20 protein-coding genes are annotated in these 19,526 nt (G+C 72.5%); 14 read left to right on the top strand and 6 right to left on the bottom strand.

What is annotated here, in order from left to right; genetic code table 11:
- Positions 1-123 precede the first annotated feature (123 nt).
- On the bottom strand, positions 124-1,074 hold the full coding sequence (locus IE273_RS10125) for a serine hydrolase (protein WP_189814810.1): 951 nt from the start codon (positions 1,072-1,074) through the stop codon (positions 124-126).
- A 149-nt stretch (positions 1,075-1,223) separates the two neighbouring features.
- On the opposite strand from IE273_RS10125, the gene IE273_RS10130 reads away from it, so the two are divergent.
- The gene (locus IE273_RS10130; protein WP_189814811.1) at positions 1,224-1,985 is read left to right on the top strand and encodes an SseB family protein; all 762 of its coding nucleotides are present in this window, start codon (positions 1,224-1,226) and stop codon (positions 1,983-1,985) included.
- Here the strand turns inward: IE273_RS10130 and IE273_RS10135 are convergent.
- Complete coding sequence (locus IE273_RS10135) at positions 1,976-2,341, bottom strand: DUF1844 domain-containing protein (protein ID WP_041665038.1); 366 nt, start codon at positions 2,339-2,341, stop codon at positions 1,976-1,978. The two genes, IE273_RS10130 and IE273_RS10135, sit on opposite strands and share 10 nt — an antisense overlap.
- A 341-nt stretch (positions 2,342-2,682) precedes the next feature.
- Between IE273_RS10135 and infC the strand changes: the two genes are divergently transcribed.
- From infC to IE273_RS10185, 10 genes are all read left to right on the top strand, one after another.
- Positions 2,683-3,345: a translation initiation factor IF-3 gene (gene infC, locus IE273_RS10140; RefSeq protein ID WP_189815006.1), complete on the top strand. Its 663-nt coding sequence runs from the start codon at positions 2,683-2,685 to the stop codon at positions 3,343-3,345.
- Positions 3,346-3,468: 123 nt separating this feature from the next.
- A complete protein-coding gene (gene rpmI, locus IE273_RS10145; RefSeq protein ID WP_004933563.1) occupies positions 3,469-3,663 on the top strand; it encodes a 50S ribosomal protein L35 in 195 nt (64 codons plus the stop codon).
- 96 nt (positions 3,664-3,759) lie between these two features.
- Positions 3,760-4,143 (top strand): 50S ribosomal protein L20, encoded by a 384-nt coding sequence (rplT, locus tag IE273_RS10150; RefSeq protein ID WP_006141703.1) that lies wholly within the window; start codon positions 3,760-3,762, stop codon positions 4,141-4,143.
- 211 nt (positions 4,144-4,354) lie between these two features.
- Complete coding sequence (locus IE273_RS10155; protein ID WP_189814812.1) at positions 4,355-5,209, top strand: TrmH family RNA methyltransferase; 855 nt, start codon at positions 4,355-4,357, stop codon at positions 5,207-5,209.
- A gap of 50 nt (positions 5,210-5,259) precedes the next feature.
- Positions 5,260-6,390 carry a sensor histidine kinase gene (locus tag IE273_RS10160; RefSeq protein ID WP_189814813.1) on the top strand — a complete coding sequence of 377 codons (1,131 nt, stop codon included), beginning with the start codon at positions 5,260-5,262 and terminating at the stop codon, positions 6,388-6,390.
- A gap of 152 nt (positions 6,391-6,542) precedes the next feature.
- Positions 6,543-7,664: a phenylalanine--tRNA ligase subunit alpha gene (gene pheS, locus IE273_RS10165; RefSeq protein ID WP_189814814.1), complete on the top strand. Its 1,122-nt coding sequence runs from the start codon at positions 6,543-6,545 to the stop codon at positions 7,662-7,664.
- The gene (gene pheT, locus IE273_RS10170; RefSeq protein WP_189814815.1) at positions 7,664-10,186 is read left to right on the top strand and encodes a phenylalanine--tRNA ligase subunit beta; all 2,523 of its coding nucleotides are present in this window, start codon (positions 7,664-7,666) and stop codon (positions 10,184-10,186) included. The genes pheS and pheT overlap by 1 nt, the downstream gene beginning before the upstream one ends.
- A 248-nt stretch (positions 10,187-10,434) precedes the next feature.
- Positions 10,435-11,532, top strand: coding sequence for a PP2C family protein-serine/threonine phosphatase (locus IE273_RS10175; RefSeq protein WP_189814816.1), 1,098 nt, complete (start codon positions 10,435-10,437; stop codon positions 11,530-11,532).
- Between the two features lie 191 nt (positions 11,533-11,723).
- Positions 11,724-13,064, top strand: a complete 1,341-nt coding sequence (locus IE273_RS10180; RefSeq protein WP_189814817.1) for an NsdA family TPR-like regulatory protein — start codon at positions 11,724-11,726, stop codon at positions 13,062-13,064.
- 65 nt (positions 13,065-13,129) lie between these two features.
- The gene (locus IE273_RS10185; protein ID WP_078611712.1) at positions 13,130-13,666 is read left to right on the top strand and encodes an NUDIX hydrolase; all 537 of its coding nucleotides are present in this window, start codon (positions 13,130-13,132) and stop codon (positions 13,664-13,666) included.
- 11 nt (positions 13,667-13,677) lie between these two features.
- Here IE273_RS10185 and IE273_RS10190 read toward each other — a convergent pair whose 3' ends face one another.
- Positions 13,678-13,938 (bottom strand): hypothetical protein, encoded by a 261-nt coding sequence (locus tag IE273_RS10190; protein ID WP_014671637.1) that lies wholly within the window; start codon positions 13,936-13,938, stop codon positions 13,678-13,680.
- A 194-nt stretch (positions 13,939-14,132) separates the two neighbouring features.
- Positions 14,133-14,993: a 3-hydroxybutyryl-CoA dehydrogenase gene (locus tag IE273_RS10195; RefSeq protein WP_189814818.1), complete on the bottom strand. Its 861-nt coding sequence runs from the start codon at positions 14,991-14,993 to the stop codon at positions 14,133-14,135.
- 171 nt (positions 14,994-15,164) lie between these two features.
- Between IE273_RS10195 and IE273_RS10200 the strand changes: the two genes are divergently transcribed.
- The gene (locus IE273_RS10200; protein WP_189814819.1) at positions 15,165-16,439 is read left to right on the top strand and encodes a glycoside hydrolase family 10-like protein; all 1,275 of its coding nucleotides are present in this window, start codon (positions 15,165-15,167) and stop codon (positions 16,437-16,439) included.
- Here the strand turns inward: IE273_RS10200 and IE273_RS10205 are convergent, their stop codons facing one another.
- Both IE273_RS10205 and IE273_RS10210 read right to left on the bottom strand, forming a co-directional pair.
- Positions 16,440-16,637: a DUF1918 domain-containing protein gene (locus tag IE273_RS10205; RefSeq protein WP_189814820.1), complete on the bottom strand. Its 198-nt coding sequence runs from the start codon at positions 16,635-16,637 to the stop codon at positions 16,440-16,442. It abuts the gene before it with no gap.
- 19 nt (positions 16,638-16,656) lie between these two features.
- Positions 16,657-17,568, bottom strand: coding sequence for a DMT family transporter (locus IE273_RS10210; RefSeq protein ID WP_189814821.1), 912 nt, complete (start codon positions 17,566-17,568; stop codon positions 16,657-16,659).
- On the opposite strand from IE273_RS10210, the gene IE273_RS10215 reads away from it, so the two are divergent.
- Positions 17,567-19,045: an aminotransferase-like domain-containing protein gene (locus IE273_RS10215; protein ID WP_189814822.1), complete on the top strand. Its 1,479-nt coding sequence runs from the start codon at positions 17,567-17,569 to the stop codon at positions 19,043-19,045. The two genes, IE273_RS10210 and IE273_RS10215, sit on opposite strands and share 2 nt — an antisense overlap.
- Positions 19,046-19,055: 10 nt before the next feature.
- Positions 19,056-19,508, top strand: a complete 453-nt coding sequence (locus tag IE273_RS10220; protein ID WP_189814823.1) for a GNAT family N-acetyltransferase — start codon at positions 19,056-19,058, stop codon at positions 19,506-19,508.
- The last annotated feature ends 18 nt before the right edge of the window (positions 19,509-19,526 follow it).

A 19,526-nucleotide genomic window follows, 5' to 3' on the forward strand; every position in this document is an offset into this window, starting at 1 on the left:
CCGCGGCCGGACGCGGGCTCGGTAAAGAAATCGCCGGCCTCCGGCCTGCTCATCGTCAAGTCCCTTGCACGTTAGATCATTTGGTCGACGATCGCTGGATCTTTTACGGCCGGACGCGATGGGTCATCTGTCGCCGAACACCCCTACCGCCGCCTTCGCCGCCGTCTCCACCAGGGAGATCCCCCGCGCCTGGCTCGCCGTGCCGTCCGACAGCACCACCACCAGGTAGTCGGTCCCGTCCGCCGTCACCCGGCCGATGCTGTTCACGTCCCACAACCCCGTCGTGCTGCGCGGCAGCCACCCGTTCTTCAGCGCCCAGGAGCCGCCCTCGGCGGCGGCCGACACCCCCCACCGCTGATCCGGCTCGACGGATTCCATCAGCCCCTGGAGATACGTCCGCGAGGCGGCGCTCAGCTTCGAGCCCTCCACGAACACCTGCTGGAGGAGGACCAGTTGGTCCGCCGCGGTGGTCCGGGTCAGCCCCCACAGCTCACCGTCCCCGCCGGAGGTGTCCGTCAGCCCGAAGCGCTCGTTCGCCGCGTCCAGCCCGGCCGCCCGCCCGATCGTGTGCCACAGCGCCGTCGCGCAGGCGTTGTCGCTGTTCTCGATCATCTTCGTGGCGTACGCCCGCTCCTGCGCCGTCAGCCGCCGGCCCGCGTCCTGCGCCTGGAGCAGCAGCGCGGCCAGGATGTCGACCTTGACGATGCTCGCCGTGTCGAAGGAGGCGTCGCCGTACACGGCGCTCTCCCCGGACTCCGGCGCCAGCACCGCCGCCGACACCCGCGCGCCCGACGGCACCTCGACCTCCGCCATGGCGGCGCTCAGAACCGCTTGCCGGTCCGCTGTCGCGGGCTCCCGCACGGACGCCTGCTCACCGGCCCCGGCCGAGGCGGTGAGCGAGGGCGCCGCCGCCGACGACACGGCCACGGCCCCGGCGTGTGCCCGGCCCTTCACATAGACCGTGCCGGCGGCGGCGACCCCGCCCACGGCGACGACGGCGAGCGCGGTGCGCAGGAAGGCACGGCGCCGGGACGGGCGCGCGCGACGGCCACGGCGGGCTCTGGAGGACTCCATGCCGCGATGCTCGGCCCGAGGGCTGTGCATCCTGTGGGACGGAGCTGAGAGCCGGGTCAGGGAAGACCGGGATTCCTGTGAACGCGCTGACGCCGGCGTTTCCGGCCCCGCACGAGCCCGGCGGCCTGCCCCCTATAGGGTCGGGGACCGTGGCGAACAAGAACATTCCCGACCCCGGCTACTCCGACGACGACGGCTCCGCCGACCCCCGGCTGAGCGCGGCGCTGGCCGCCTGGGCCGAGGACCGCAGCGCCCTCGGGCCCGTCCTGGAGGCGCTCAGGGGCGCCCGCCTGCTGGTCCCCGTCGTCGCCGTGCTCGGCGAGGTGGAGGAGGACGACAACGGCCTGCGCCGCGAGAAGACCAGCGACATGGCCGTGCCCACCCTGAAGGCCGGCGGCCGTACCGCGCTGCCCGCCTTCACCTCGACCGACTCCCTCGCCCGCTGGGACCCCGCGGCCCGCCCGGTCGCCGTACCCCTGCACCAGGCCCTCCAGGCCGCGGCGCACGAGCAGGCCGACACGGTCGTGCTCGACCTCGCCGGTCCGGTGCCGTTCGAGCTGACCGGCCCGGCGCTGCTCGCCCTCGCCGAGGGCCGCGCCAGCATCGACCCGCTCGCCGACCCCGCCGTGGTGGGGGCCGTCCGTACGGTGGTGGCGGCGGAGCCCGCCGTGCTGCGCGCCCACCTCGGGCCCGGACAGGCCGACGGCACCCTCGCCCTCGTCCTCGACCCGGCCGCGCCGCCCGCCGAGGCGGCCCGCGCGATCGCCGAGCGGCTGGCGGCCGACGAAACACTGCGGGCCCGCCTGGTGCGCGGTCTCGACCTGGCACTGCTGCCGGCCGGGACCACGCCTCCGGGCGAGCCCCTGTATGTGAAGGAAGAGGTCAGCCGTGCGGGAGCGGATCAGCCGTAGACCGGGCCGGTGTACTTCTCGCCCGGCCCCTGGCCCGGCTCGTCCGGGACGATCGACGCCTCGCGGAACGCGAGCTGGAGCGACTTCAGGCCGTCGCGCAGCGGAGCCGCGTGGAAGGAGCTGATCTCGGTCGCGCTCGCGTCCAGCAGGCCGGCGAGCCCGGTGATCAGCTTGCGGGCCTCGTCCAGGTCCTTGTACTTCTCGCCCTCCTCGCTCAGCCCGAGCTTCACGGCGGCGGCGCTCATCAGGTTGACGGCGACCGTCACGATCACCTCGACGGCGGGGACCTCGGCGATGTCCCGGGTCATCGCGTCGAAGTCGGGAGCCTGGGAAGGCTCGGCAGGGGTGTCACTCATGCCCCACACCATAGGTGGTCGCGCCCGGCGCCCCTGAATTCGCCCTTGTCAAGCGATCCTGCTAATCTGGAGGACGACCGGCTGGACATGATTGTGTCCGGCCCACAAGTGGAGGCTCCGATCTCCCACCTGACCGTCCTCCGGGACGGCGGGTCATCCGGTCAGGCGGCCACCATCGTTCCGTACGGACGATGGAGTCGCCCGAAAGCGCGCCCCGCGGCTATCGCGACGGTGCTCCGGTTGTTTGGAGCCCCGCCTGTGATCGTCCGGGGCATTTTTTGTGCTTTGGCGCGGTTAGGTCTAACGAAAAGAGACGTTACGCGGCTGTCCGCCAGACCGCCGTGTGGTGCTACCGAGGAGGATCCATCAGCGCCGAGCCCCGCATCAACGACCGGATTCGCGTTCCCGAGGTGCGACTTGTCGGTCCCAGTGGCGAGCAGGTCGGCATCGTGCCGCTCGCGAAGGCACTGGAGCTTGCGCAGGAGTACGACCTGGACCTGGTCGAGGTCGCGGCGAACGCCCGTCCGCCCGTGTGCAAGCTCATGGACTACGGGAAGTTCAAGTACGAGTCGGCCATGAAGGCCCGTGAGGCGCGCAAGAACCAGGCGCACACGGTCATCAAGGAGATGAAGCTCCGGCCGAAGATCGACCCGCACGACTATGACACCAAGAAGGGTCACGTCGTCCGGTTCCTCAAGCAGGGCGACAAGGTCAAGATCACGATCATGTTCCGTGGTCGCGAGCAGTCCCGCCCCGAGCTGGGCTACCGACTGCTGCAGCGGCTCGCGGAGGACGTCCAGGACCTCGGCTTCGTGGAGTCGAACCCGAAGCAGGACGGCCGAAACATGATCATGGTCCTCGGTCCGCACAAGAAGAAGACCGAGGCGATGGCCGAGGCCCGCCAGGCGCAGGAGGCCCGCAAGGCCGACGCGAAGGCGAACCCCGGCAAGTCGCAGAACCCTGCCGAGGCCGATGCACCGTCCGAGGAGCCGGCCGAGGCGTGATCCCGGGGGATGTGCGTCTGCGTACGTCCCCGAGGATGTAACCGAAAGAAGAGAGCGACGCTCCATCGTGCCCGGTTTCACGACCGGGCACCGGAGCGCCACCGACGAGGAGATAACGGCGCTATGCCGAAGAACAAGTCGCACAGCGGTGCCAGCAAGCGCTTCAAGGTCACCGGCTCCGGCAAGGTGCTCCGTGAGCGCGCCGGCAAGCGCCACCTGCTCGAGCACAAGTCGTCCCGCGTCACGCGTCGCCTCACCGGCAACGCCGAGATGGCCCCGGGCGACGCCGCGAAGATCAAGAAGCTTCTCGGCAAGTGACGCGGCGGCGCTCTGAGCGCCGTGCGTCGGGACCGGGACCGAATCGATTCCGGGTCGTGTGAGCACCACCACGACCCCGCTACAAGGAGTTAACAAGTGGCACGCGTCAAGCGGGCAGTCAACGCCCACAAGAAGCGCCGGGCGATCCTGGAGCAGGCCTCCGGCTACCGCGGTCAGCGCTCGCGCCTGTACCGCAAGGCCAAGGAGCAGGTCACCCACTCGCTGGTCTACAACTACAACGACCGCAAGAAGCGCAAGGGCGACTTCCGTCAGCTGTGGATCCAGCGCATCAACGCCGCTGCCCGCGCCAACGGCATCACCTACAACCGCTTCATCCAGGGTCTGAAGGCCGCGAACGTCGAGGTCGACCGCAAGATCCTGGCCGAGCTGGCCGTGAACGACGCGAACGCCTTCGCGGCGCTCGTCGAGGTCGCGCAGAAGGCGCTGCCGTCGGACGTGAACGCCCCCAAGGCCGCGTGACGCCGCGCCGGCTCTGAGCCGACGCTCACCGCAGGACCCGCAGGCTGTATGGCTTGCGGGTCCTGTCGTTGCCGGGTCGGCCGTCGTTCGAGTGCGGGTCCGTCGTGGTCGCTCGCGCCCACGCGGCGGAGCCGCACATCGACAGAGCCCCGCGCCCCTGCGGGGCGCCTGACCCGCTGCACGTTGAAAATCGCTGAAGGTGACCCAGAGGATGCCCACCCCCGAGCTGATCTCCCCCCGTTCCACCCGTGTCTCCGCCGCCCGGCGGCTGGCCAAGCGGAACTTCCGGGGGAAGGACCGGCTGTTCCTCGCGGAGGGGCCGCAGGCCGTCCGGGAGGCGGCGGGGCACCGGGCCGACGGCGTCCCCACCCTCGTGGAGCTGTTCGCGACCGTGGAGGCCGCGGAGCGGTACGCCGACATCATCGGCGCGGCCCGCGACGCCGGCGCCCGGGTGCACCTCGCGTCCGAAGAGGTCATCGCCGACATCTCCACCACCGTCACCCCGCAGGGCCTGGTCGGCGTCTGCCGGTTCCTGGACACCCCGTTCGAGGACATCCTCGCCGCCCGGCCGAAGCTCGTCGCCGTCCTCGCCCATGTGCGGGACCCCGGCAACGCCGGCACCGTGCTGCGCTGCGCCGACGCCGCCGGCGCCGATGCGGTGGTCCTCACCGACGCCTCCGTGGACCTGTACAACCCCAAGGCCGTCCGGGCCTCCGTCGGCTCGCACTTCCACCTGCCCGTCGCCGTCGGCGTCCCCGTCGAGCGGGCCGTGGCCGCACTGAAGGAGGCCGGGGTGCGCGTCCTGGCCGCCGACGGGGCCGGCGACCGCGACCTGGACGAGGAACTGGACAAGGGCACCATGGGCGGCCCCACCGCCTGGGTGTTCGGGAACGAGGCCTGGGGACTGCCCGAGGAGACCCGCGCCCTCACCGACGCCGTCGTACGCGTCCCCATCCACGGGAAGGCCGAGAGCCTGAACCTCGCCACCGCCGCCGCCGTATGTCTCTACGCGTCGGCCCGTGCACAGCGCGCCTCCGGAGGGTGCCGCTCCGTCACCGAGAACTAGTAGGGTGACCAGCGCGGGGCCCTGCGCCGTCTGAGAGGTGGGGTACGGGGATGAGTGTGGCCGGCACGAGCACCGCGCCGGAAGGACGGGACGCGCGGGGCGCGCCCGTGTCCCGGTGCGCCGGCTCCGGCGTCGATCCCGACCAGTTGCCCGACGGCCTCGTCGTCGCCGACGAACACGGCCGCGTGACCTGCTTCAACGCCGCCGCCGCGCGGATCACCGCGGTGCGGCCCGCCGAGGCCCTCGGACAGTCCCTGGAGAAGGCGCTGCCCTTGGAGGACCTGGAGGGGCGCCGCTGGTGGCAGCTCACCGACCCGTACGGCGGGCTCGCCATCCGGGTGCGGCAGCCGGAGCGCAATCTGCTGCTGCCCGGCGGCCGGGAGGTCCTCGTCTCCGCCCGCTACGTGCGCGACGAGCCGCTGGGACCGGTGCGCAGCGTGGTCGTCTCCCTCCGGGACACCGAGGCCCGCCGCCGCACCGAGCGCAGCCACGCCGAGCTGATCGCCACCGTCGCCCACGAGCTGCGCTCCCCGCTCACCTCCGTGAAGGGCTTCACCGCCACCCTGCTCGCCAAGTGGGAGCGCTTCACCGACGACCAGAAGCGGCTCATGCTGGAGACCGTCGACGCCGACGCGGACCGCGTCACCCGCCTCATCGCCGAGCTGCTGGACATCTCCCGGATCGACTCCGGGCGGCTGGAGGTGCGCCGCCAGCCCGTCGACATCGGAGCCGCCGTCTCCCGGCACATCCAGGCCTACGTGGCCGCCGGCCAGCCCGCCGACCGCTTCCTGCTCCGCATCGAACAGCCGCTGCCCGCCCTGTGGGCCGATCCCGACAAGATCGATCAGGTGCTCAGCAACCTCATCGAAAATGCCGTGCGGCACGGCGAGGGAACCGTCACCATTGACGTCACGCCCACGCCGTCCCCGCGCGAGGGCGAGGACATCGGCACGTCGGTCACCGTGAGCGACGAGGGGCCCGGCATCCCGGAGGAGTCCATGAACCGCGTCTTCACCCGTTTCTGGCGGGGCAGCAAGCGCGGCGGCACGGGCCTCGGGCTGTACATCGTCAAGGGCATCGTGGAGGCCCACGGCGGCACGATCACGGTCGGCCGGGCCGCCGGCGGCGGCGCCGAGTTCCGATTTACGTTGCCCGTGAGCGCGCCGGCGTATCTCGCCTAGCGGCCCACGGGCCATTCGTCTACGTCCACCCCGTTAGACTCGGCCTTTGGCACCTTTGTGTCCTGCACGGCCCGCTACGCCGGTCACGGGGACCATCCGCCAGGGGGCACCCCCCAGCGTCAGCTGGGGGACAATCGGAAGCACGGGAAGAGATGTCGGCACCCAATAAGTCGTACGACCCTGTCGAGGTCGAGGCGTTGAAACCGGAAGAGATCGAGCGCATGCGGGACGAGGCGCTCGCCGCCTTCGCCGCCGCGGACTCCCTCGACGCGCTCCACGAGGCCAAGGTCGCCCACACCGGCCCCGCCTCCCCGCTGGCCCTCGCCAACCGGGAGATCGGCGCCCTGCCCCCGCACGCCAAGGCCGAGGCCGGCAAGCGCGTCGGCATGGCCCGCGGCGCCGTGAACAAGGCCCTCGCCGCCCGCCAGGCCGAACTGGAGGCCGAGCGGGACGCCCGCGTGCTGGTCGAGGAGGACGTCGACGTCACCCTGCCGTACGACCGCGTCCCGGCCGGTGCCCGGCACCCGCTGACCACGCTCTCGGAGCGCATCGAGGACGTCTTCGTGGCCATGGGCTACGAGGTCGCCGAGGGCCCCCAGGTCGAGGCGGAGTGGTTCAACTTCGACGCCCTGAACATCGGCCCGGACCACCCGGCGCGCGGCGAGGCCGACACCTTCTTCGTCCAGGGGCCCGACGGCGGCACCGAGTCCGGTGTCGTGCTGCGCACCCACACCTCGCCGGTCCAGATCCGCTCCCTGCTCGACCGTGAGCTGCCGGTCTACGTGATCTGCCCGGGCCGCGTCTACCGCACCGACGAGCTGGACGCCACGCACACGCCCGTCTTCCACCAGGTCGAGCTGCTCGCCGTGGACGAGGGCCTGACCATGGCCGACCTCAAGGGGACCCTGGACCACATGGTCCAGTCGCTGTTCGGGGAGGGCATGAAGACCCGGCTGCGGCCGAACTTCTTCCCCTTCACCGAGCCGAGCGCCGAGATGGACATGCTCTGCTACGTCTGCAAGGGCGAGTCCGTCGGCAACCCCGACCGGCCCTGCCGCACCTGCTCCAGCGAGGGCTGGATCGAGCTGGGCGGCTGCGGCATGGTCAACCCGCGGGTGCTCACCGCCTGCGGCGTCGACCCGGAGAAGTACAGCGGTTTCGCCTTCGGGTTCGGCATCGAGCGGATGTTGATGTTCCGCCACAACGTCGAAGACATGCGAGACATGGTCGAGGGTGACGTCCGGTTCACCCGGCCGTTCGGGATGGAGATCTGATGCGGGTCCCGCTTTCTTGGCTGCGGGAGTACGTCGACCTGCCGGCGACTCAGACCGGGCGCGACGTCCAGGCCAAGCTCATTTCGGCCGGTCTGGAGGTCGAGACGGTCGAGCAGCTCGGCGCCGACCTCAAGGGCCCCCTGGTCGTCGGCCAGGTGCTGACCATCGAGGAGCTGGAGGGCTTCAAGAAGCCGATCCGCTTCTGCACCGTCGACGTCGGCCAGGCCAACGGCACGGGTGAGCCCCAGGAGATCGTCTGCGGCGCCCGCAACTTCCAGGTCGGCGACAAGGTCGTCGTGGTCCTCCCCGGCGCCACGCTGCCCGGCGGCTTCTCCATCGCCGCCCGCAAGACCTACGGCAGGACCTCCCACGGCATGATCTGCTCCAGCGACGAGCTGGGCATGGGCGACGACGGCACCCACGGCATCATCGTGCTGCCGCCGGAGACCGAGGTCGGCAGGGACGCCATCGAGCTGCTGGAGCTGGTCGACGAGGTCCTGGACATCGCCGTCACCGCCAACCGCGGCGACTGCCTGTCCATCCGCGGTGTCGCGCGTGAGACCGCCATCGCCTACGGCCTGCCGCTGCGCGACCCCGCGCTGATCGACGTCCCCGCGCCGAACGCCTACGGCTACCCGGTCCAGGTCACCGACCCGTTCGGCTGCGACCGCTTCACCGCGCGCACGGTCACCGGCCTGCGCCCCGAGGCACGCTCCCCGATCTGGCTCCAGCGCCGGCTCCAGAAGGTCGGCATGCGCCCGATCTCGCTCGCCGTCGACGTCACGAACTACGTGATGATGGAGCTGGGCCAGCCGCTGCACGCCTACGACCGGTCCCTGGTCCAGGGCACCATCGGGGTGCGCCGCGCGCAGGAGGGCGAGAAGCTCGTCACCCTCGACGGTGTGGAGCGCACGCTGCACGCCGAGGACCTGGTCATCACCGACGAGCGCGGCCCCATCGGCCTCGCCGGTGTGATGGGCGGCGCCAACACGGAGATCGCCGACCACGAGGTGACCGAGGACGGCGTCAACGGCACGAGCGACGTGGTCATCGAGGCCGCCCACTTCGACGCCGTCTCCATCGCCCGCACGGCCCGCCGCCACAAGCTGCTCTCCGAGGCGTCCCGCCGCTTCGAGCGGGGCGTCGACCCGCAGGCCGCCGCTGCCGCCGCGCAGCGCACGGTGGACCTGCTGGTCCTCCTCGCGGGCGGTACGGCGGAGGCCGGCGTCACCGAGATCATCGCGCCCTCGGCCCCGCACACCATCACCCTGCCGGCCGGCCACCCGGACAAGGTCGCGGGCGTCGACTACGGCCGCGAGACGGTCGTACGCCGTCTCCAGCAGGTCGGCTGCGACGTGTACGGGCAGGACGAGCTGCTGGTCACCGTCCCGTCCTGGCGTCCCGACCTGGCCGACCCGAACGACCTGGCCGAAGAGGTCATCCGTCTGGAGGGCTACGAGAACCTGCCCTCCACGCTGCCCAAGCTGCCCTCGGGCCGCGGCCTGACCCACCGCCAGCGGCTGCACCGCCGGGTCGGCCGGGCGCTGGCCGGCGCGGGCTACGTCGAGGCGCCGAACTACCCGTTCGTCAGCGAGCAGGTCTTCGGCCAGCTCGGACTGGAGGCCGGTGACCCGGCCCGCCGCGTCGTGAAGCTGGTCAACCCGCTCAGCGACGAGGAGCCGGCGCTGCGCACCACGCTGCTGCCGGGCCTGCTCGGCGCCCTGCGGCGCAACGACGGCCGGGGCTCGCACGACCTGGCTCTGTTCGAGACCGGGCTGGTCTTCCTGCCGCGCGAGGAGTCGCGCGGCGCCACGCACCTGCCCGTCGACCGGCGTCCCACCGAGGAGGAGATCGCCGCGCTGAACGCCGCGCTGCCCGAGCAGCCCCGGCACGTGGCCGTCGTCCTCGCCGGCGCCCGTGAACAGGCCGGCTGGTGGGGCAAGGGCCGTCCGGCCGACTGGGCCGACGCGGTCGAGGCGGGGCGTGCCGTCGCCCGGGAAGCCGGTGCCGAACTGATCGTCCGCAAGGGCCAGTACGGTCCGTGGCACCCCGGCCGGTGTGCCGAGCTGGTGGTCGCCGCCGACGGCGCGGAGCGGATCGTGGGCCATGCGGGAGAGCTGCACCCGCGGGTCGTCAAGGCCCTGGGGCTGCCCGAGCGCACGTGCGCGATGGAGCTGGACCTGGACGCCCTGGAGGCGGTGGGCGACGGTGCCCCGCAGGCGCCGGGCATCTCCACGTTCCCGGTCGCCACGCAGGATGTCGCCCTCGTCGTCGACAAGCCGGTGCCGGCCGTGGAGGTCGAGGCGGCGCTGCGTGAGGGTGCCGGTGAGCTGCTGGAGTCCATCCGGCTGTTCGACGTGTACGAGAACGCCGAGCAGCTCGGGGAGGGCCGGAAGTCGCTCGCGTACGCGCTCCGGTTCCGGGCCGCCGACCGCACGCTGACCGTGGACGAGGCGTCGGCCGCGCGGGACGCGGCGGTCGCCCTCGCGGGTGAGCGGACGGGTGCGGTACTGAGGGGCTAGTCGCCGTCGGGGTTCTCCGCGTGGCCGGGTACGGGTCTTCGGTGGCCGGCCACGCGGTTCCCCGCGCCCCAGGGGTGCCCGACCCCGCTGTTACCCGCATAAATGCACGTCGGCGCCGGGTCTCTCACTCATTCGGGTGGGAAGTGAGGGTGATCCTCCCCGCCCGGCTCATGCCGTCGACAGAATCGGACCGGCCTTTCGGGGCCGGTCCGATTCCTCTGTCAGGGCCCATATGGGGGACCAGAGGCATGATCCGCATCAAGGCACGGGCGCCCACCGGGCGGGTGGCAGTACTGCCCACGGTCTGGGGAGCCGTCGCGGTCGGCTACAAGTTCGGCTGTCCGCTCGCCCAGCAGAACGGGCTCGGGGCCCGCATCGTCACCAGTGCCGTGTTCTTCGCCGTCGGCACCGGCCTCATAGTCCATGTCCGCCGCTCCCTGCTGCGGGAGCTGCGGCTCGCCCGGCGGGCGGCGAACGCCGCGCAGAACGTCGTCCTGCGTCCGCTGCCGCCACGGCTCGACGGGATCGACGTCGCCGCCGCCCAGCTCTCGGCCGACCGGGGCGCGAGCGTCGGCGGCGATCTGTACGAGGCCATCGCCACGGAACACGGGGTCCGGGTGGTGATGGGGGACGTACGGGGGCACGGTCTGGCCGCCCTCGGTACCGTCGCCGCCCTCCTCGGCAGCTTCCGCGAGGCCGCCCACGACGAGCCCGAACTCGACCGCGTGCTCAGCAGACTGGACCGCGCCCTCGCCCGCCACCTGCGCGAACGCGCCCGCGCCGAGCACCCCGCGAACGGCCCCGCCGACCTCGACAACCCGGTCGCCGAGGAGTTCGTCACCGTGCTCCTCCTGGAGATCGACGGGGACGGCGGCCTGCGCGCCCTCAACTGCGGCCATCCCTGGCCGTATGCGCTGAGGGGGACCGGCGTCGAGCAGCTGGCCGGCGGGGACCCCCTTCCGCCACTGGGGCCGTTCCCGCTGCCGACGGAGCTGGAGGTGCTGTCCTGCGGCCGGCTGCACCCGGGGGAGTCGCTGGTCCTCTTCACGGACGGGGCGGAGGACGCGCGCGACGCCCAGGGACGGTTCTTCTCGCTGCCGGAAGCCTTGCGCGAGGCCGTACGTGACCACCCGGTCTCACCCCAGGCGGTCCTGCGCACCGTCTTCTCGGGCCTCCTGCGCCACACGGTCGGCAGACCGACGGACGACGTCGCGGTACTGGTCCTGCGCAACGGCCGAAGAGGGGCGGGCTGCAACTCCCCGGGCGCGCGGGGCGACGACGTCAGCGGCTCCGCCACGCGGACGCGCACGGCCCCCACCCACCCGCGGCCGACGACGTACCACTAACCCCCGGCCGAGCCGCCGTCGTTCGAGGGGGAGCCGGCGGCTCGGCCGGCCTCTAGCGAGGTGTCCCAGTCAATCGGATCGACACGCTCCGCAACAGCGCGCGTACGCAACGGATACGGGCACTCCGTTCACACCCCGTGTGAACGCGGAGCCACTACGCTGACCGCACCAGGCCACTCGGGGGGCATCCCATGCAGCCCAACACCCTGCTCGACGCCATCCTGGACGAGGCGGGCATCTCGCACGCCGGTCTCGCCGCCCACGTCAACCAGGCGGGCCGCGGACGCGGACTCGCCCTGCGGTACGAACACACCGCCGTGGCGCGCTGGTTGAAGGGCCAGCGGCCCCGCGGCCAGGTGCCGGACCTGATCTGCGAAGTGCTCGCGGCACGGCTGCGACGCCCCGTCACGCTCGACGACATCGGGCTCGGCGTGCCCGGTGAGCCCGGCACCCCGCACGCCGGTTCGCTGGGCGGGTTCGTGGAGCGGGCCACCGCCCTGTGGCGCTCGGACGAACAGCAGCGGCCCCATGTGCTGGGCGCCCCGGCCGTCACCGGGACCCCGGCGGTGATGCCGGTGTGGGAGTGGGAGAACCCGCCCGAGGACGTCGACGTCTCCCGGGGCGGCCGGCACCCGGTCACCACGGCCGACATCGAGATGCTGCGCGCCGCCCGGACGCACTACGAGCAGATGTACCGCAAGGCCGGCGGTGTCGCGACCCGGACGCGGATCGTCGGGTTCCTCAACGCCGAGGCCGCGCCGCTGTTGCGGGGCAGCTACACCGACGCCACCGGCCGTCAACTGCACCGGGCCACGGGCGGTTTGGTGGCGATCGCGGGCATCTGCGCGTACGACTCCGACGCGCACGGGCTCGCGCAGCGCTACTTCCACCAGGCGCTGCGGCTGGCGAAGGCCAGCGGGGACCGGGGCCTTGGGGCGTACGTCATCGCGCTGCTGGTCAACCAGTCGTTGTTCATGCGGGAGTACCGGCAGGCCGTCGCCTTCGCCGAGGCCGCGCTGCGCGCGGCCGGCCGGCACATCACCCCGGCGCTCGCCTCCGACCTGTACGCGATGCAGGCCAAGGCGTACGCGCACCTCGGGGACAGCGGCAGCGCGCTGTCCTGCATCCGGCGGGCGGAGACGGCGGCCGAGCGGATCCGGCGGGGCTACGAGCCCGACGAGACGGGGTACGTGCAGCCGGGGCTGGTCAACGTGCAGGTGGCCGAGGCGCTGTTGAGCCTCGGGGAACTCGCCGCCGCCCGGGAGCACGCGGCGGCGGCCGTCGACAACCCGGCCCACGACCGGGGGCGGGTGCACCGGCTGGCCATGCTCAGCACCATCGAACTGCGCCAGGGCAACGCCGACAAGGCCGTGGCCACCGCCGTGCGGATGGCGGAGCAGGCACGGGGAATGGAGTCCCAGCGGCTGCGCGACAGACTGCGCGCGGTGCGCGAGCACCTGGTGCGTTGCGGCTCGGCCGGCACCGCCGAAGCCGCCGAACTCATCGACGGGGCACTGCGCGTACCGCTGTAGGCCCCCTGTGGGCGCACCGTCCCTGCTGCGATATTGCCACTTACTCGGCGGAAGGTGGCAGAACCGTGCAGTGGACGAAACAAAGCGAGCAGACTGTGTATGAAAACCGCTGGTTCAGCGTCAATCTCGCAGATGTCGAGCTGCCGGACGGCCGGCACCTCGACCACTTCCTGATCCGGCTGCGCCCCGTGGCCGTGGCCACGGTGGTCAACGAGGCGAACGAGGTGCTGCTGCTGTGGCGGCACCGCTTCATCACCGACAGCTGGGGCTGGGAGCTGGCCGCGGGCGTCGTCGAGGACGGCGAGGACATCGCGAGCGCGGCGGCCCGGGAACTGGAGGAGGAGACCGGCTGGCGACCGGGGCCCCTGCACCACCTGATGAGCGTGGAGCCGTCCAACGGCCTCACCGACGCCCGGCACCACATCTACTGGTCCGACCGGGGCGAGTACGTCGGGCACCCCGTGGACGACTTCGAGTCGGACCGGCGGGAATGGGTCCCCCTGAAGCTCGTCCCCGACCTGATCGCCCGTGGGGAGGTCCCGGCCGCCAACATGGCGGCCGCGTTACTCCTGCTGCACCACCTCAGGCTCGCGGAAGGCTAGGGAGCCGGCGGCTAGTGGGCCGCCAGCGCCTGCCAGACCGTCACCACGAGCGCACCGAGCGCGGTCAGCGCGGCGAGCGAGGGCAGCGGCCAGCGTGCGTGTTCCAGCGAGGCCATCCGGGTGTTCAGCTCGTCCAGCTCCTTGGCGGTCTCCTCGGTACGGTGACGCAGCAGCGCCAGTCCTCCCTCGACACGGGCGTAGGCCACGTCGAGGCGGCGCCGTAACTCTGCGAGTTCTCCATGGACCACGGGATGCTCCGGTTCGGCGGTCACGGGTCCGCTCCTTTCGGTGGTCGAAATGGGTGGTTCCGCATCCCTTGCATGCGCATGATGAGTCAACTCGCCTGGTGGGCGCGTGGGGAGCGTGTGTGGCGGGCATATGCGTGCCCGCCGCGCACACGGTGTGTGAAACAGACGGGCCCGGCACCGGAATCCGGTGCCGGGCCCGCAGGCGTCGCTCTTCGTAATCAGCCGTAGGTGTAGAAGCCGGAGCCGGTCTTCCGCCCCAGCCGGCCCGCCTCCACCATGCGCTGGAGCAGCGGGGGAGCGGCGTACAGCGGCTCCTTGTACTCGGCGTACATCGAGTTGGCGATGGAGACGATGGTGTCCAGGCCGATCAGGTCGGACAGCTTCAGCGGACCCATCGGGTGGGCGCAGCCCATCTCCATGCCGTTGTCGATGTCCTCGCGGCTCGCGATGCCCGACTCGAACATCCGGATCGCGGACAGCAGGTACGGCACGAGCAGCGCGTTCACCACGAAGCCGGAGCGGTCCTGGGCGCGGATGGCGTGCTTGCCGAGCACCTTCTCGGCGAAGACCTGGGCTCGGCTGAGCGTGCCCTCGGAGGTGGTGAGCGCCGGGATCAGCTCGACCAGCTTCTGCACCGGGGCCGGGTTGAAGAAGTGGACGCCGACGACGTGGTCCGGGCGGGAGGTGGCGACCGCCAGCTTCACCAGCGGGATCGAGGAGGTGTTGGAGGCCAGGATCGCGTCCGGCCGGGCCACCACCTGGTCGAGCACCTGGAAGATCTCGGTCTTCACCTGCTCGTTCTCGACGACGGCCTCGATCACCAGGTCCCGGTCGGCGAACTCGCCGAGATCGGTGGTGAAGCTCAGCCGCGCCTGGGTGGCGTCCCGCTCCTCCTCGCTGATCTTGCCGCGCTCGGCGGCCTTGGCCAGGGAGTTGTACAGCCGGGTACGGCCGATCTCCAGGGCCTCGCCGGTGGTCTCGGCGACCTTCACGTCCAGTCCCGCGCGGGCGCACACCTCGGCGATGCCCGCGCCCATCTGGCCGCAGCCCACGACTCCGACGCGTTCGATGTCGGTCACATCGTTCCCTTCGCTGAGTTCTCCGGCTCGCTGGCAGACCTCCGGGTTCGGCGCCTGCTCCGATCGTGCACGTTACCGCCAAGTATCGATGATCGATCGCCGGGGTGGGGGCATCCTGAACCGCGGGACGATCCGTGACGGAGCGGATCCGGAGCGTATGGGGGTGTGCCGATGGGGCGCATGTCGCGGCGGACCTTCGCCCTGGGCGCGCTGTCCACGCTGGCGACGGCACCGGCCGTGCCGACCAGGAGCACGGCGGTCCGGGCACCGGGCCGGGCGGGTCCGGCTCCGCACCCCACCGACCGCGCCGCGCGCGCCGGCGCCGGGATGCGGGGCGTCTGGATCGCCACCGTCGTCAACCGGGACTGGCCCTCGCGGACCGGCCTCACGGCGAGCGCGCAGCGCAAGGAGCTGATCGCCCACCTCGACCGCGCGGTCCGGGACCGGCTCAACACGGTGATCCTCCAGGTGCGGCCCACGGCCGACGCGCTGTGGCCGTCGCCGTACGAACCCTGGTCCGAGTACCTCACCGGCACCCAGGGCAGGCACCCGGGCTGGGATCCGCTCGGCACGGCCGTGCGGGAGGCGCACGCCCGGGGCCTGGAACTGCACGCCTGGTTCAACCCGTACCGGATCGCCCAGCACACCGACCCGGGCCGGCTGACCGCCTCGCACCCGGCCCGCAAGCACCCCGACTGGGTGGTGCCCTACGACGGCCGGCTCTACTACAACCCCGGCCTGCCCCAGGTCCGCGCCTTCGTGCAGCGGGCGATCCTCGACGCGGTCGCCCGCTACCCCGTCGACGCCGTCCACTTCGACGACTACTTCTACCCCTATCCGGCCGACGGGGAGACCTTCGACGACGACGACGCGTACGACCGCCACGGCGGCGCCTTCTCCTCCCGGGCCGCGTGGCGCCGGAACAACATCGACACCCTGGTGCGCGAGACGGCCGCCGGCATCAAGCGGGTCCGGCCCGGCACCCGGTTCGGCGTCAGCCCCTTCGGGGTGTGGCGCAACGCGTCGACCGACCCGCGCGGCTCCGACACACAGGCGGGCGTGGAGACGTACGACGACCTCTACGCGGACACCCGCGCCTGGGTCCGCAACCACTGGATCGACTACATCGTCCCGCAGCTCTACTGGCAGATCGGCTACTCCGCCGCCGACTACGCCCGGCTCCTGGTGTGGTGGGCGGAGGTCGCGAAGGGCACCAGGACCCAGCTGTACATCGGCGAGGCCCTGTACCGGGCGGGCGCCGCCGGGGAGTCGTCGGCCTGGCGGGACCCGGTCGAGCTGTCCCGGCACCTGACCCTCGCCGCCCGGTACCCGCAGGTGCGCGGGCACGTGTTCTTCGCCGCGGCGGACCTGGCGGCCGATCCGATCGGGGCGATGGCACGGGTGGTCGCCGACCACTACCGGGGGCCGGCGGAACCACCTCGCTGACTACTGCTGTTGCTTGTCCCTGTGCTTGACCTGGCAGTCGGGTCCGGGGGACATGATCGCCTCGTGCCCGTCCTCGAAACGGACGCGGTACGGCGGGTTGCCCTCCTGCCCGAGCACTTCTACGACTTCCGAGACGTGGTCGTGCTGACCCACCACCCTGCCGTGCTGGACCAGCTTGTCGCCCTTGGACGCGCGCATCTACAGGCCCTCCTCACGATCACGACCGCTGAGTGACGGCGATGCACACGAGCACCGCGAGGGCGGTCAGGGGAGCGGCCACCGTGAAGTGCTCGCCCAGCAGCAGCGCCGACCACACCAGTGTGAGCAGGGGCTGGGCCAACTGCAACTGGCTGGCCCGGGGGATGCCGATGGCCGCCATCCCCCGGTACCAGACGACCAGGCCGAGGAACTGCGAACCGAGCGCCACCCACACCAGTCCGGTGACGCCGTGCACGCTCAGGCGCACCGGCTCGTACGACAGCGCCAGCGCCGCGGCCGGCACGGTCAGCGGCAGGCACAGCACCAGCGCCCAGCCGATGACCTGCCAGCCCGGCATGACCCGGGCCAGCCGGCCGCCCTCGGTGTACCCGGCCGCGCACACCAGCAGCGCCCCGAAGAGACAGCCGTCGGCCGTGGTGAGCGCGCCGCCGCTCTGGCCGACGGTGAAGGCGAGCACGGCCGCCGCGCCCGCCACGGCCGCCAGCCAGAACCGGCGGGAGGGCCGGACGCCGGTGCGCAGGGCGGAGAACACGGCGGTGGTCAGCGGCAGCAGGCCCACCACGACGGCCGCGTGGGCGGTGGTGGACGTCTGGAGCGCGAGCGTGGTCAGCATCGGGAAGCCGAGCACCACTCCGGCGGCGACCACCGCGAGCCCGGCGAGGTGCCGCCGCGCCGGGAGCCGTACGCGCAGGGCCAGCAGACAACCGCCGGCGACGAGTGCGGCGAGGACGCCGCGCACCGCCACCAGCGACCACGGGCCGAAGCTCTCCAGGCCCCAGGCGGTCGCGGGGAAGGTCAGGGAGAAGGCGACCACGCCGAGGGCGGCCTGGACGGTGCCGAGTCCCCGGAAGTCCCGGGGAGCGCTGACTGCTATCGGACTCGCGGTAGTAGCGCTACTCTGTGCTCTCATGCAAGAGCGTAGCAGTGTGGGTGAACTGGCGGAACAGCTGCGGAGGGAGCTTGACCGCTACTCTCCGGGTGGAAAGCTGCCGTCGAGCCGGGCCCTGGTCGAGCGGTTCCGGGTGAGCCCCGTGACCGTCTCCCGGGCCCTCGCCCAGCTCGCCGCCGAGGGCCTGGTGGTCACCCGGCCGGGCGCCGGCGCCTTCCGGGCCAGGCCGCACCGGAGCGAGGCCCCCGCCGGGGACACCTCCTGGCAGGAGGTCGCGCTGAGTGCCGACGGCGCCGCCGACCTCGTACCGCGCACCGTGGACGCCTCCGGCGTCACGGTCTCCCTCGCCGCGCCGCCCCCCGGGGTCCTGGAGCTCAGCGGCGGCTATCTGCACCCCTCGCTCCAGCCGGAGCGCGCCATGGCGGCGGCCCTGGCCCGGGCCGGGCGGCGGCCCGGCGCCTGGGGGAGACCGCCGCTGGAGGGGCTGCCGGAGCTGCGGGAGTGGTTCGCCCGCGGGATCGGCGGCGCCGTCACCGCGGCCGAGGTGCTGATCGCGGCGGGCGGGCAGGCCGCGCTGGCCACCGCCCTGCGCGCGCTGGCCCCGCCCGGTGCCCCGGTGCTCGTGGAGTCGCCGACCTACCCGGGCATGCTGGCCCTCGCCCGCGCGGCCGGACTGCGGCCCGTCCCGGTGCCCGTCGACCCCGACGGAGTGCGCCCGGACCTGCTCGCGGACGCCTTCCACGCCACCGGAGCGCGCGTCTTCGTCTGCCAGCCGCTGTTCCAGAACCCCACCGGCGCGGTGCTGGCTCTCACCCGGCGCACCGAGGTGCTGCGCATCGCCCGCGAGGCCGGCGCGTTCGTCGTCGAGGACGACTACGTCCGCCGGCTCGTGCACGCCGATGCCGCCCCGCTGCCCCGCCCGCTGGCCGCCGACGACCCGGACGGTGTGGTCGTCCACGTCGGCTCGCTGACCAAGGCCACCTCGCCCAGCTTCCGGGTGAGCGCGCTGGCCGCGCACGGGCCGGTGCTGGAACGGCTGCGCGCCATCCAGGTCGTGGACAGCTTCTTCGTCCCCCGGCCGCTCCAGGAGGCCGCCCTGGAACTGGTCGGCTCCCCCGCCTGGCCCCGCCATCTGCGGGCGCTGTCGGCCGAGCTGAAGACCCGCCGTGACGCCCTGACCAGCGCGCTCGCCCGGCAGCTTCCGGACCTCGCCCTGCCGCACATCCCGTCCGGCGGCTACCACCTGTGGGTGCGCCTGCCCGACGGCGCCGTCGGCTCCGGGGGAGAGGCCGCGCTGACCGCGGCGGCCCTGCGCGCCGGCGTCGCCGTCACCCCGGGCCGCCCCTACTTCAGCGCCGAACCCCCCGCCGCCCACCTCCGCCTGAGCTTCGCGGCGGTCGCCGGCACCGGGGAGATCGATGAGGGGGTGCGGCGGTTGCGGGCGGCGTACGACGAGGCCGTGCGAAATCCGCTCGTCAGCGAGCGGCCGGGCCTGTGAGGATCACCGCATGAGCGATACACCTGACCTGCCCGAGGGATACGAGTTCTCCGCCGACTCCGCCCGGGTCGACGTGGACCGCGTGCACGGCTGGCTGTCGGCCGACGCGTACTGGGCGATCGGCCGCCCGCGCGAGAAGCACGAGCGGGCGATGGCGTCCTCGCTGAACTTCGGGGTGTACGACACGGCCTCGGGGGAGCAGGTGGCGTACGCGCGCGTGGTCACCGACCAGGCGCTCTTCGCCTGGCTGGCCGATGTGTACGTCGATCCGTCGGTGCGCGGGAAGGGCGTCGGCACGGCGTTCGTCGCCCGGATCCGCGCGCACCTGGAGCCGTTCGGCCTGCGCCGGCTGCTGCTGGCGACGCAGGACGCGCACGGGGTCTACGAGAAGCTGGGCTTCCGGCCGCTGGACCGTCCCGAGCTGTACATGGTGCACACCTTCGGGCAGCCGCTCGACGCCTGACCGCGCACCGTCTCTTGA

This window comes from Streptomyces olivaceoviridis (assembly GCF_014650115.1).
GTDB classification, from domain to species: domain Bacteria; phylum Actinomycetota; class Actinomycetes; order Streptomycetales; family Streptomycetaceae; genus Streptomyces; species Streptomyces olivaceoviridis.